The sequence below is a fragment of the Pseudomonas sp. TWI923 genome, from assembly GCF_039673365.1.
In the GTDB taxonomy this organism is placed as follows: Bacteria; Pseudomonadota; Gammaproteobacteria; order Pseudomonadales; family Pseudomonadaceae; genus Aquipseudomonas; species Aquipseudomonas sichuanensis.
In genome coordinates this window covers 61,385-70,769 of sequence record NZ_JBDJLM010000005.1, presented here as the reverse complement: position 1 = coordinate 70,769, position 9,385 = coordinate 61,385, and the positions used below count along the sequence as shown (strand labels likewise).

Here is a 9,385-nt window from a genome sequence, read left to right as displayed (position 1 = left end):
CCACGCCGCCGGTGGCGGCAGGCTGAGGTCAATCGACCTGGTAGTAGACGTAGCAGTTGACGCCCTGGTCTTTCAGCGACTTGTGCATGGCTTGCACGCCGGCACTGTGCTGGTTTCCCTGGCCTGGCCAAGGCGTGTCCAGGTGGATGCCCTGCTGGTGGTAGCGACTCTTCTTCTGCACGTACCCTGGCAGGCTTGGCATCTGGTTAGGGCGTAGGCCAGGCACAGGGATCACCACCCGATCAAGGTTGGCGCTGCCGCCATCATCGGTGCTGGCGGCGGCTGCAGCCTTGCCGGCCTCAGTGGCGATGCGCACTTTTGCCGGCAGGCCGGCCAGTTCTTCTTTAGTCATGGCAATAGCTCTCCATGCCCGAGCTAGGCGGGCTTGAGTTGTTAAAAGGGGAGGGAGAAAAGCGCGATACTTCGTTGTCACTATCAGGTAGTGCCACTAGCCTCTGATCTGGGCACCACTTTTTGCGTTACGGGTTGAGGGAGTGAAAAATGCCTTATAGCGATCAAAGGTACCGGGCATACCAGCTACTCAGAGAGCTGGATGCATCGACTTCAATAGTCATGAATGAAGTTGCTTATGGCCGGATCGGCGGACCTTGCTGGGGAGAAGCCGTGCTGCAGCAGCAGAAGGCATTCAAAGACTGGATTGACTACGCAGAGACGTTGGTAATGCCTGAAATCCAGCCATGCAGTCTGATGCAATCAGAGGATCAAGGATTGCAAGATCAGGTGTGAGCCGAATCTAGTTAGGTCGAGGATGACCATCCAAATGAATGGCTATGGTGATGCTGGCCATCACCTTTGGATATTTTTATTGATGTTTTCTATCCCTCGGACGTGCTCACAGCGAATACCTCTCTTCACTCCATGGCGCAGGCGCGCCCGCAGGTGTTGGTCCGTTCTGCTGTTCGTGCGGGGAGAGCTGGCGCTCGTTGCCAGCTTGCGGCTGGCAAGCCTTGATCTCGCGGCTGACGAACATGCTCACGATGAAGACCTCCGTCAGGACCAGCACCCCGATCACGACCTGGTAGCTCTTCATGGCTTTGCCTCGCGGCGACCCCACCAGCACACCGGGCCGTCGTCGGTGCCGTGGATGGCCAGGCAGAACCAGTCACCTCCGGTAGGCCGTTCTGGCTCCCAGTAGCTGCAATCTGGGTCATGGCTTTCGAAGTACCGGTTGGCGATCGCCTCGTCGGCGTATTCCAGGCTGACCATGCAAACTTCCAGGCCCTGCTCGGCAATCCAGGCCTTGCACTTGTCGCCATCACCCTCATCGAAATCGGGAAGGTCCGGATGCTGGAACATCCCATTTTCGTCGCGCACGACCGGCGCCCGCCAGATCAGCTTGATTTCTTCAGGCATGACACACTCCTACCCACTGATCGGCATTCATTGATATGGAAAGGACTTACAAGAGGCGGTAGGTGTCAACCGTATGAGCCGTTGAACCTGATAGCTCACTCATCCACCTGTGAGGTGAGCTAAATGCCTGACGCAAGAGAAGGCCGCTACCAGGCCTATGCGCTATTGAATGAGCTCAATGTGCAAATTTCCGCCACGATGAATCAGATCGCCTACGGGCGAATGAGCGGTATCGAATGGGAGAAAACCTGTCGATCTCATCGTCTTGCGTTTGAGGAGTGGATGAAGTTCGCAGACCGGCAGGCAGGCGAGATCAGTGATCCACGCGAAGATGATCCTAATGGCTCATGATCGCTTGCGGCAGTGAATAGAGAGGAATGCGCACGAACCGATAGCGAAACAGTTCAGGCCAACTGCCCAGCGGTAACGTGCGCTAAAGGTTTGTGTGCGTTACTAGAGAGAACTGAAGAGGGTAAGAAAAATGAGAACAAGAGGCAGTAAATACTGGGCGTGGGCAGACCCGATGCTGCACTCCAGGTGTCATGAGGAGGTCTGCAGCGACGGAAACATAATCGATGTGCAAGTCAGGCTGTCATGCACTGGCTTGACTCAGTTGTTCATCGGTGTGTATTCCCCCTCGGGCGATGCTCTGTTTGAGGATGCTTACTACGCACGTCCGGATGAATCGATGAGTACAGCGTTGGCGTGGGGTATTGAGAGAGCCCGCAGCGTCGCAACCAAAGGCTCTTCCGTTGATGAGCTTCTCGCCACCTCGCGGTAGATGTTACGTGCTGAATATCTGCGATCTGTTTTCTCTGTGAGGAGCTGACGAGAGTCGGTTATTGATTTTTTCGTTTGTACCCATCGGTCTGATATAAAACTTCTCTAGTCTCTGGAGGCGCACACTCAATTTAGCTCAGGACTTCTGAGCTTTGAGAGGTGCGTATGACCAGAGATAGGGATAACGGCCAAGGTGGAAAGTCAGATCGTGAGGGCGGTTTGCCGACCGGTCCAGATCATGATTCCAAGAGGGCCCGCCCAGAGGATCGCGACGATTACTTCGAAAACCGGCCCTTTCGAGGCGGGCAGAGACAGGGCCCGCCGGACCCGTCGCGGGCATCCAACGCCGAGCGCTATAGCCATCACAAGCTCCCACTGGAATAACTGCCAAGTCTAAAGGCTTATTGAGTCTAGGCGAGCACATTGACTAGAGGCCCCGCCCCGCGCAGGGCTTCTTGCTACTTCAACAGGTCCAGTCCTTCGGCGGTGCCTGCTGCCCACCCCAGAGTTTTACCGGACAGGTCTGCCGTCTTCACTTCGATCAGGTCGGTCATGGCGCCACCTTTAGCGCTGCTTCGCGCTTATCGAATTGCTCCCGGATATATCGCTCGCGCGCTGCATAGACCCGCAGGCACTTCTTGCAGGTGACCTCTTTCGGTCGATCCGACCCGTTCATGTCTTCACCAGCCTGGCCGCATGCGATCTGGCAGTCGTGGTCATCGAAGCAGCCGAAATGGGAAATGAGGTGCACGATCTTGCTCACAGCGAATACCTCTCTTCGATCCAATGCGCCTGGGCGCCGGCCGGTGTTGGCCTGTTGTCTTGTTGCTCGTGCGGGGAGAGCTGGCGCTCGTTGCCGGCCTGGCTCTGACCGCGAAGCATCCAGTCGGGCAAGCAGCTGAGGCCTGCAGAGGTCGACCAGCAGGTAACAGACCTCTGATCGTCGTGGTACACATAGAACCCGCCGCGCATAGGCAGGAGCTCAAGCTGGTTTGCGCTGGAGTCGGCTGCTTGGGTTATCGCCTGATGGCGCTCGGCGATGCATTGGCTGGGATCGCTACTCCAGCAGTCCGGCTGGCAGCCGGCCAGGGTGGCCAGCAGCAGGAGGCAGAGGGGGAGGCGGGTCATTTGTGTGCCTCCTTGTGGCTTCGCTCGCAGTCGGCCGCGAGCTTCAGCAGGTTGATTGTGGTAGGCCGAAACCCTTCTGTGTTCGGGTAGCCTTCATGGCGGTGCCCACCTGGGTAAACCTCGAAAGGACCGTGCCAGCACCAGTTCATCTTCCAGATTTCCCAGACGGTGTAGGCATCGCAGCCTTCACCCCAGTAGTCCACGCCGCCGCCCACGCTCCAGATGTGGCTGACCCGCGTCCCCTGCTCGTAGGCCAGTTCAGTCGGCTCGCCCTTGTCGATCCATGCACCGTGAAACTGCGATGGGGCTATTTCCAGCAAGCGCTTGCTCAGCTTCTTCTCTATCCGCGCCTTCATGCCTTCACCTCGCGGCGCGCCCACTGCACATGCGGGCCTTCCTCCGTGTCGAAAATGCCCATCAGGAACCACTCAGGGCCAGGCGACTGCGGTTCCCAGCCGTTGCAATGGCAGGCACCAATGAAGTACGGATGCTCAGCCAGGTCCGAATCCATATCCCACGTCTTCAGCTCCAGGCCTTGCTCAGCAGCCCAGGCCTTGAAGGGCCCCGGGTCTTCGGTTCCGCCAAAGTCAGGGATGTCTGGGTGGCACCACCAGCCGTCCTTATCGCGCTTAACTTCCACGGGGCCGAAGGCGGCGCCACTGTGTTTCGGGCATGGGTCGATGTAGTGGACCTCGGAATACATCCCATCACCGCTGTGGTAGTCCATCTTGCAGCCGCATTTGGCCTGGTAGTTCACGAAGGCGATTCGGTTTTCTTCAGGCATGACGCTTCCTTGGCCGCCTTATCGCGGCAAAAAGTTATACAAGGTTAAGTTTTTGTATAGAAAAACTAGCCAATTGTCGGGATCAGTTCTCAATCCGCCTGAACGGCCTTGATCACCGCTGCAGTTTGGCTAATTTGGGATTAATGCTTACCAACCAGTCGGCTGCAGGAGGGCTGTATGAGATTCCGTGGCGATATCTTTTGGGAGTGGTCGGACCCATCACTCCACCATCGAACTCACGAAGAAACCCTTGATGATGGCACCTTCATTGATGTGGAGGTGAGGCTGTCGCGAACGGGTGCCACGCAGATGTTCATCGGCGTATATGCCCCAACTGGCATGGCATTACACGAAGAAGCCTTTGATTCGCGACCACGTGAGTCAATGACCAGGGCGATGGCATGGGGCGTAGGCTATGCGAGAAAGCTGGCCTCCAAAACATATGAAGCGGATGTATTGGCAGCATCCGGGCACTGAATGTGATGGGGTTGAAACCCATGACGCTTACGCAAGAAACTGACATTCAGCTTCGTCAGGCCCTTATATCGCTGATGGCCTCAGCTGAGCAGTTGGGTATAAATCCCGAATTGCTCAGGCTGACGGCCGTCGGCATTCTTACAAAAGAAACGCCTGACTGGTGGGTGGATACCACGCAGGTGGAAGGTTCAATACGGGCACTCAACGTATCGGTTGAATGCTTCATGAGTTCCACCGTCGGAAAGCACGTGCCCACAGCGAAATAATGCAGGAGTACGAATGTGCTCCTATCAGGATTCTGCTTTGTGCGGCGCCTGGATAATCGGCTTGCTGCAGTAGCAGCAGAACTTCATGCAGTTCTCTTTCGGGCCGTCGTCCATCAGCAAGAAGCTTTCGCTGCAGGTGGTGTCCCAGGCGAACGAGTCATCGTTGTAGGTCCAGGTGCAACTGGCTGGCGCGCTCGGCTCTGCGCTGGCGGACAGGGCGGCGGAAATTCTCCGCTTTTCGGGCCAGGACAAGATCGTCTTGCCTTCAAGGTCGCGCAGCAGCGCATCGCGCTCGGCCATCTGGGCACGCAGGGTGTCGTTCTGCCGCGCTACCGCTGAATACGCTGATTCGTCTGATTGACGGCGGAATACCTCTTTCTGCAGGTCAGAGCGCAGCCGCTCATCCTCGCCAGTCATCCAGTTGGCCAAGGCAAAGGCGAAGTCTCCGGCCAGGCGCTCGCGAATGTATTTATCGAAGTCATGGCGCCGCAGCCTGGTGATGAACAGATCGGCTATGTACGCTCGAGCGTCAATGCAATTCTTGAAGGGCGCCGCCTGCTCGCCATGGCGCTGCTCGGCTGGCTGGGCCAGGATGGCGCGCAGCTTCTCCTGCGCATGGCGCTGTTGTTTCTTCTGCTCAGTCAGGTTCTTGTGCCCGTGAGTCTTGAAGCCGACGGCGAATTCAATGAGCTCGCGTGGCGCGCTGACCATCTCGGTATTGCTGGATCGGTTTTCTGTGGGCATGGGGATACCTGGGATCCTGGATAAGTTGAGTGCTGATGTGCTTTTCTAGCGGTTCTAAATCACGGAGCAATACTCATGAGCACGAAGTTTTTCGGGGGCGCAGCAGTTTGGGCGGGCGCTTCGCAACTGGATGGTGGCTATTACGCGACTCTTGGCGTTCAGCGCGGAGAGGATCGGTCCCTCCATGCAGTGATTCGGCATCCGAGCCACCCAACTCTCGAGCGCGCTTTTGAGGCGGCTCTCGATGCAGTTGAAACCGTTGAGGCAGTGAGCGCTGAAAACTTGATCACGCTCGCAGGAGGCCAAGAGATTCAAGCTAACTGAATGCCGCCGCTCTAGGCGGTACGCCATGGTCGCTGCATAGGAGAAGGCACTGATGGGGGCGCTAGGGGGTCATGCGGCTTTGTGGATCTCAGGCTTCCAGTCCGCCCATCCGATAACGGGCATCTTGGTCTTGGGGCTGATGATCGTGCGGCCCTTCTCGTCGAGCAGGGCGGCCTTGCAGCGGATGCGCAGGTCGCGGCATGCGCCGGCGCGCTTGGCCAGCTCGATGAACTGCTGAGCATGCTGCGGGGTGTCGAAGAGGGCGCTGAGCTGCTTCACCTTCTCGCCGGCCATGATGGCGTCGGCATTGCGCTGCACTGCCTCAGTCCATTCGGTGAGCGTCAGCTCTATGGGGGGCAATTCACCTTGCCGCTGGGCCTGGTGTTCTTGGTCTGCTTCCTGGCATCGGCAAGCGCTGCGCTCGCGGTCATGCCGAACACTGCGAATGTGCTCATGGTGAACTCCATGTAGGCGCCGCCCTCGCCGGGGGGGCTTAGTTCATTGAGGTGAAATTGTGCTTGCATTATGCAATGTGTAAGATATGAAGCGCGTCCTTTTAAGTTTCAGCTACATATTAGGTTTCTTATTTGGGGTACTTTGTGAGTCTGCCTAAGAACTTTGAGCTTAATGCCAATGACTTGAAATACGATGCCGGCATGCTGTATCGGCAAGAAATTGGTAGTGTTGAGGTCGGTGTCAAAGAGGCTCCTATTTACTTGCACGTTGACTCCGATACGGACTGGGCGACAGTGGTTCCTGCTGGGGCGGGAGTTGTGGTTGCACTGCTTGTGGCGTGGCTTACTGTTAGTGTCCAGAAAAACCAAATCAAAGGTAATGTTAGTAATTTTCGCCATCATTGGATGTCAGAGCTAAGAGACACTGCTGCTGAGCTAATCGGATTGTTGACCTATTTGATTAATATGAACTCAAAGGAGCAGGGGTTTAAAAAGTCTGAAGATTACTATGAGGCCTGTTCACGCGCCTCCCAGCTTAAGGCTAAGGTCGAGCTTTTGTTGAGTCGAGATGATGATGAGTCACGCGCTTTGATAGCGTCTGGCACTGAAGCTCTTCGAGTGTCCATTCAAGTTAAGTATAAGGAAGCTGCAAGCCCGGCGCTAATCAAGGTTAAGGATTATCGTACGCTTCTTCGGAGAGAGCTTGAGCAGGCGTGGATAGATACAAAAAACGACTTAGGTATGAGTAGTAAGATAATTTTCCCTCGACTATTAAAAAGAAGGAAGAAACAGCCTAGCGATGGAAGGTTATAATTACAGACGAAGTCCAAGGCCGTAGTAAGCAGTGCCAAAGGGTCAGGCGATGGCTTGTTCTGCGATGAAGTAGTCCCATGCGGCTTTGTCGCCCTGGGCCACGTACCACTTCAGGCCCTGGCCATCCTCGGCTTCGCTGACCGAGCCGCCGTACCGGGCGCCGGGGAAGGTGAATCTCGCGCTGTCGCCGCAGCGCGGGTAGCCGCCGATGAACTCGGTGAAGGTGACGCCAGGCTGAGCAGCAACCACCCGCTCCTTGAACCCTTCGAACCTGGCATTGCGGGCAGCCACTTCGGCTTCATGGCCTTCCTTGCACTCCGCCGAGCAATAGACGACGCGCCCGTCGAACACCAGGTCCAGAGGGATATCGGTTTCAGCTTCTTCGTCCCAGCGACTGGCATCGCTGTCGCATTTGGTGCCGCAGTGGTTGCAGTCGAACCACCAGCCGGCGTCGATGTAGGCCTGGGCAGGGATGAAGCGCTGGCCGGCGTACTGGTCGGCCCACTGAGCGCGTCGGCACGATACGGCGCCGAAGTCAGTACCGATCTCATCCGCGCCTTGGCGCCTGGCCGCGGCGTTCGATGTGGCGAACTGGATCGTGGATTCTTCAGGGTCGTTGGTTTCGACGGTGTAGGCCAGCACCTTGCGTGACACAGGATCGGCTTTTGGCTTTCTGCTCATGGCAATCTCCATTGCAGGTGCCGCCCTCGCCGGGGTGGCGTGATTCGTTTGAATGAGTTATTCATTCCCAGTCAGCAGAGGGGCTGAGTTAGGGAGCGGTTGATGGACATAGCGGAACGGAACCGGATCGTCGCAAAAGCTCTGGGGCTAACAATGGATCAGGTCTGCACCTACTTGACTGCGATGGTTGCGCGTCCGGATGGATCATGGCTTGCTTATTTCGCCAATGAGGTCGAGCGCGCGCCTGAGGTTTGCAGCAAGCTCCCGGCATGGAGAGTTGCTTTAATCCCGCAGTCGGAAATCCGTAGCGGCAACGATCACGGAAACAGCTGAGGCGCTGACATGCAGAGCCAGAGGGTCAAACGGCGCGAACTCTGAAGGTCAGCATGGCAGTAGCGTCGTCGTTGAAGCACTCGGCCAGCTCTTGATAGGCCCGGTACTTGGCCTGGCTGCGAGTGGCTGCCCACACGCGCTGCACATAGTGGCGCGCATCGCCCAGCATGTACTTCACGTCATCCCAGTCATACATGCTGTTGGTGAGCACTTCCCACTGCTTGAGCGGAAGCGTCTCGGCCATCTCGCCGTACTGCATCTCCCAGGTCGGGTGGTAGTTGCGGATGCGCTTCTTCGGGTCGCTGTCGAGGATGACGCCGATGTACTGGCCACGGTCGGCCATGATCACACCTGGCTCGCCGTTGGCGATGACGCGACGCCCGACCTCTGCCGGGACGTTGTAGGTGCGGCGAACGTAGTCGCAGTTGTAGTTGCTCATGGCTTTCTCCATGCATGCGCCGCCCTCCGTGGCCGGATGCGGAATGGTGGCAATATGATTTCAAATTTGGTTAAATCACCGAGCCGGTGAGGGGCCCTCTCCCCTCGTAATCCGGCATAAGGCATCTGCATTGCAGGTGCCTTTTTTGTTGGTGCGGCAGGCATGCTCTTGATGGTCAGGCGGCCTTGTGCGCGTTCAGCACGCGCTGACGCGCTGCCTCGTATTCGCTGCTCACTATCTCGACCAGGCCATCGACCTCTTTGCTGTCTGCCTGGCAGCCCAGGTTCATGAAGGCCTTGCCCTCATGTTCAAAGCACACGCCGCCGGCCAGCCAGACGCCACCGGTGTTCACACCGATTGCCGTCCACATCTCGTCCTGGTCGATGCTCGGCGGGCAGTGTTCGGCCCACAGATCGCGAAGGCGCTGATGCTCGGACTTCTCGTTTGCCCGAGCCTCCTTGTCGGTACCCTTGGCGTGTTTCGGCGAGGTGCGCAGGGCGCGGTAGCCATACTGATCCGGCTGGCACCAGTGCACATCCAGCGAGGTATGGGCGCTGAGCTTGATCCCGCCGACGTAGCTGCGGGTTCCGCTGAACATCGGCGAGGCGGCGCCGCCGAATGCCTGGCCGAGCTTCTCGCGCTGGGCACTCCAGGCGGCTTTCTTCTCATCCCAGGCGCGCACGGCGGCCAGGACTTTCGGTGAGTCGGTCTTGTAGAAGTAGCTCATGGCTTTCTCCATGCATGCGCCGCCCTCCGTGGCCGGATGCGGCATAGTGGCAATTTGATT

At 57.4% G+C, this 9,385-nt stretch carries 19 protein-coding genes and 2 pseudogenes; 8 read left to right on the top strand and 13 right to left on the bottom strand.

Annotated features, from left to right (window positions below; translation table 11 throughout):
- Nucleotides 1-28: 28 nt before the first annotated feature.
- Complete coding sequence (locus ABE459_RS04050) at nt 29-352, bottom strand: hypothetical protein (protein WP_346647980.1); 324 nt, start codon at nt 350-352, stop codon at nt 29-31.
- Nucleotides 353-501: 149 nt separating this feature from the next.
- Here ABE459_RS04050 and ABE459_RS04045 point away from each other — a divergent pair, with 149 nt between their 5' ends.
- Complete coding sequence (locus ABE459_RS04045; protein WP_346647979.1) at nt 502-747, top strand: hypothetical protein; 246 nt, start codon at nt 502-504, stop codon at nt 745-747.
- A gap of 106 nt (nt 748-853) precedes the next feature.
- On the opposite strand, the gene ABE459_RS04040 is transcribed toward ABE459_RS04045, so the two are convergent.
- Complete coding sequence (locus ABE459_RS04040; protein WP_346647984.1) at nt 854-1,051, bottom strand: hypothetical protein; 198 nt, start codon at nt 1,049-1,051, stop codon at nt 854-856.
- Nucleotides 1,048-1,374 carry a hypothetical protein gene (locus ABE459_RS04035; protein ID WP_346647978.1) on the bottom strand — a complete coding sequence of 109 codons (327 nt, stop codon included), beginning with the start codon at nt 1,372-1,374 and terminating at the stop codon, nt 1,048-1,050. The genes ABE459_RS04040 and ABE459_RS04035 overlap by 4 nt, the downstream gene beginning before the upstream one ends.
- Nucleotides 1,375-1,497: 123 nt before the next feature.
- Between ABE459_RS04035 and ABE459_RS04030 the strand changes: the two genes are divergently transcribed.
- Both ABE459_RS04030 and ABE459_RS04025 read left to right on the top strand, forming a co-directional pair.
- Nucleotides 1,498-1,725: a hypothetical protein gene (locus ABE459_RS04030; protein WP_346647977.1), complete on the top strand. Its 228-nt coding sequence runs from the start codon at nt 1,498-1,500 to the stop codon at nt 1,723-1,725.
- Nucleotides 1,726-1,855: 130 nt separating this feature from the next.
- Nucleotides 1,856-2,155 carry a hypothetical protein gene (locus ABE459_RS04025; protein WP_258704330.1) on the top strand — a complete coding sequence of 100 codons (300 nt, stop codon included), beginning with the start codon at nt 1,856-1,858 and terminating at the stop codon, nt 2,153-2,155.
- A 466-nt stretch (nt 2,156-2,621) separates the two neighbouring features.
- Here the strand turns inward: ABE459_RS04025 and ABE459_RS04020 are convergent.
- The 5 genes and pseudogenes from ABE459_RS04020 to ABE459_RS04000 all read right to left on the bottom strand — a co-directional run.
- Nucleotides 2,622-2,708 (bottom strand): annotated as a pseudogene (locus ABE459_RS04020) (DUF2591 domain-containing protein); the annotation flags it as partial.
- Nucleotides 2,705-2,917, bottom strand: a complete 213-nt coding sequence (locus tag ABE459_RS04015; RefSeq protein WP_346647976.1) for a hypothetical protein — start codon at nt 2,915-2,917, stop codon at nt 2,705-2,707. The pseudogene ABE459_RS04020 and the gene ABE459_RS04015, both read right to left, overlap by 4 nt.
- Nucleotides 2,914-3,108 (bottom strand): annotated as a pseudogene (locus tag ABE459_RS04010) (hypothetical protein); the annotation flags it as partial. The gene ABE459_RS04015 and the pseudogene ABE459_RS04010, both read right to left, overlap by 4 nt.
- Before the next feature lie 170 nt (nt 3,109-3,278).
- Nucleotides 3,279-3,638: a hypothetical protein gene (locus ABE459_RS04005; RefSeq protein ID WP_346647975.1), complete on the bottom strand. Its 360-nt coding sequence runs from the start codon at nt 3,636-3,638 to the stop codon at nt 3,279-3,281.
- Nucleotides 3,635-4,066 carry a hypothetical protein gene (locus tag ABE459_RS04000; RefSeq protein ID WP_346647974.1) on the bottom strand — a complete coding sequence of 144 codons (432 nt, stop codon included), beginning with the start codon at nt 4,064-4,066 and terminating at the stop codon, nt 3,635-3,637. The genes ABE459_RS04005 and ABE459_RS04000 overlap by 4 nt, the downstream gene beginning before the upstream one ends.
- Nucleotides 4,067-4,243: 177 nt before the next feature.
- On the opposite strand from ABE459_RS04000, the gene ABE459_RS03995 reads away from it, so the two are divergent.
- Both ABE459_RS03995 and ABE459_RS03990 read left to right on the top strand, forming a co-directional pair.
- Nucleotides 4,244-4,543, top strand: a complete 300-nt coding sequence (locus tag ABE459_RS03995) for a hypothetical protein (RefSeq protein ID WP_258704328.1) — start codon at nt 4,244-4,246, stop codon at nt 4,541-4,543.
- Between the two features lie 20 nt (nt 4,544-4,563).
- Nucleotides 4,564-4,809, top strand: a complete 246-nt coding sequence (locus tag ABE459_RS03990; RefSeq protein WP_258704327.1) for a hypothetical protein — start codon at nt 4,564-4,566, stop codon at nt 4,807-4,809.
- A gap of 24 nt (nt 4,810-4,833) precedes the next feature.
- On the opposite strand, the gene ABE459_RS03985 is transcribed toward ABE459_RS03990, so the two are convergent.
- Nucleotides 4,834-5,553, bottom strand: coding sequence for a hypothetical protein (locus ABE459_RS03985; protein WP_346647973.1), 720 nt, complete (start codon nt 5,551-5,553; stop codon nt 4,834-4,836).
- Nucleotides 5,554-5,628: 75 nt separating this feature from the next.
- Here ABE459_RS03985 and ABE459_RS03980 point away from each other — a divergent pair, with 75 nt between their 5' ends.
- Nucleotides 5,629-5,877 carry a hypothetical protein gene (locus tag ABE459_RS03980; RefSeq protein ID WP_346647972.1) on the top strand — a complete coding sequence of 83 codons (249 nt, stop codon included), beginning with the start codon at nt 5,629-5,631 and terminating at the stop codon, nt 5,875-5,877.
- Nucleotides 5,878-5,946: 69 nt separating this feature from the next.
- Here ABE459_RS03980 and ABE459_RS03975 read toward each other — a convergent pair whose 3' ends face one another.
- Nucleotides 5,947-6,195, bottom strand: coding sequence for a hypothetical protein (locus ABE459_RS03975; protein WP_346647971.1), 249 nt, complete (start codon nt 6,193-6,195; stop codon nt 5,947-5,949).
- A 281-nt stretch (nt 6,196-6,476) separates the two neighbouring features.
- Between ABE459_RS03975 and ABE459_RS03970 the strand changes: the two genes are divergently transcribed.
- Complete coding sequence (locus tag ABE459_RS03970; RefSeq protein ID WP_346647970.1) at nt 6,477-7,145, top strand: hypothetical protein; 669 nt, start codon at nt 6,477-6,479, stop codon at nt 7,143-7,145.
- A gap of 42 nt (nt 7,146-7,187) precedes the next feature.
- Here the strand turns inward: ABE459_RS03970 and ABE459_RS03965 are convergent, their stop codons facing one another.
- A complete protein-coding gene (locus ABE459_RS03965) occupies nt 7,188-7,826 on the bottom strand; it encodes a hypothetical protein (RefSeq protein ID WP_346647969.1) in 639 nt (212 codons plus the stop codon).
- A 102-nt stretch (nt 7,827-7,928) separates the two neighbouring features.
- Here ABE459_RS03965 and ABE459_RS03960 point away from each other — a divergent pair, with 102 nt between their 5' ends.
- Nucleotides 7,929-8,159, top strand: coding sequence for a hypothetical protein (locus ABE459_RS03960; RefSeq protein WP_346647968.1), 231 nt, complete (start codon nt 7,929-7,931; stop codon nt 8,157-8,159).
- Nucleotides 8,160-8,184: 25 nt separating this feature from the next.
- Here the strand turns inward: ABE459_RS03960 and ABE459_RS03955 are convergent, their stop codons facing one another.
- Together ABE459_RS03955 and ABE459_RS03950 are read right to left on the bottom strand one after the other, a co-directional pair.
- A complete protein-coding gene (locus ABE459_RS03955; RefSeq protein ID WP_346647967.1) occupies nt 8,185-8,598 on the bottom strand; it encodes a hypothetical protein in 414 nt (137 codons plus the stop codon).
- A 175-nt stretch (nt 8,599-8,773) separates the two neighbouring features.
- Complete coding sequence (locus tag ABE459_RS03950) at nt 8,774-9,325, bottom strand: hypothetical protein (RefSeq protein ID WP_346647966.1); 552 nt, start codon at nt 9,323-9,325, stop codon at nt 8,774-8,776.
- Nucleotides 9,326-9,385 lie beyond the last annotated feature (60 nt).

Bases quoted from the DNA above. Each gene is read 5' to 3' on its own strand.
- ABE459_RS03955 (WP_346647967.1), bottom strand. From the start codon at position 8,598: ATGAGCAACTACAACTGCGACTACGTTCGCCGCACCTACAACGTCCCG.
- ABE459_RS04040 (WP_346647984.1), bottom strand. From the start codon at position 1,051: ATGAAGAGCTACCAGGTCGTGATCGGGGTGCTGGTCCTGACGGAGGTC.
- ABE459_RS04030 (WP_346647977.1), top strand. From the start codon at position 1,498: ATGCCTGACGCAAGAGAAGGCCGCTACCAGGCCTATGCGCTATTGAAT.
- ABE459_RS03990 (WP_258704327.1), top strand. From the start codon at position 4,564: ATGACGCTTACGCAAGAAACTGACATTCAGCTTCGTCAGGCCCTTATA.
- ABE459_RS04025 (WP_258704330.1), top strand. From the start codon at position 1,856: ATGAGAACAAGAGGCAGTAAATACTGGGCGTGGGCAGACCCGATGCTG.
- ABE459_RS04000 (WP_346647974.1), bottom strand. From the start codon at position 4,066: ATGCCTGAAGAAAACCGAATCGCCTTCGTGAACTACCAGGCCAAATGC.
- ABE459_RS03980 (WP_346647972.1), top strand. From the start codon at position 5,629: ATGAGCACGAAGTTTTTCGGGGGCGCAGCAGTTTGGGCGGGCGCTTCG.
- ABE459_RS03965 (WP_346647969.1), bottom strand. From the start codon at position 7,826: ATGAGCAGAAAGCCAAAAGCCGATCCTGTGTCACGCAAGGTGCTGGCC.
- ABE459_RS03985 (WP_346647973.1), bottom strand. From the start codon at position 5,553: ATGCCCACAGAAAACCGATCCAGCAATACCGAGATGGTCAGCGCGCCA.
- ABE459_RS03995 (WP_258704328.1), top strand. From the start codon at position 4,244: ATGAGATTCCGTGGCGATATCTTTTGGGAGTGGTCGGACCCATCACTC.
- ABE459_RS04005 (WP_346647975.1), bottom strand. From the start codon at position 3,638: ATGAAGGCGCGGATAGAGAAGAAGCTGAGCAAGCGCTTGCTGGAAATA.
- ABE459_RS03960 (WP_346647968.1), top strand. From the start codon at position 7,929: ATGGACATAGCGGAACGGAACCGGATCGTCGCAAAAGCTCTGGGGCTA.
- ABE459_RS04050 (WP_346647980.1), bottom strand. From the start codon at position 352: ATGACTAAAGAAGAACTGGCCGGCCTGCCGGCAAAAGTGCGCATCGCC.
- ABE459_RS04045 (WP_346647979.1), top strand. From the start codon at position 502: ATGCCTTATAGCGATCAAAGGTACCGGGCATACCAGCTACTCAGAGAG.
- ABE459_RS03950 (WP_346647966.1), bottom strand. From the start codon at position 9,325: ATGAGCTACTTCTACAAGACCGACTCACCGAAAGTCCTGGCCGCCGTG.
- ABE459_RS04035 (WP_346647978.1), bottom strand. From the start codon at position 1,374: ATGCCTGAAGAAATCAAGCTGATCTGGCGGGCGCCGGTCGTGCGCGAC.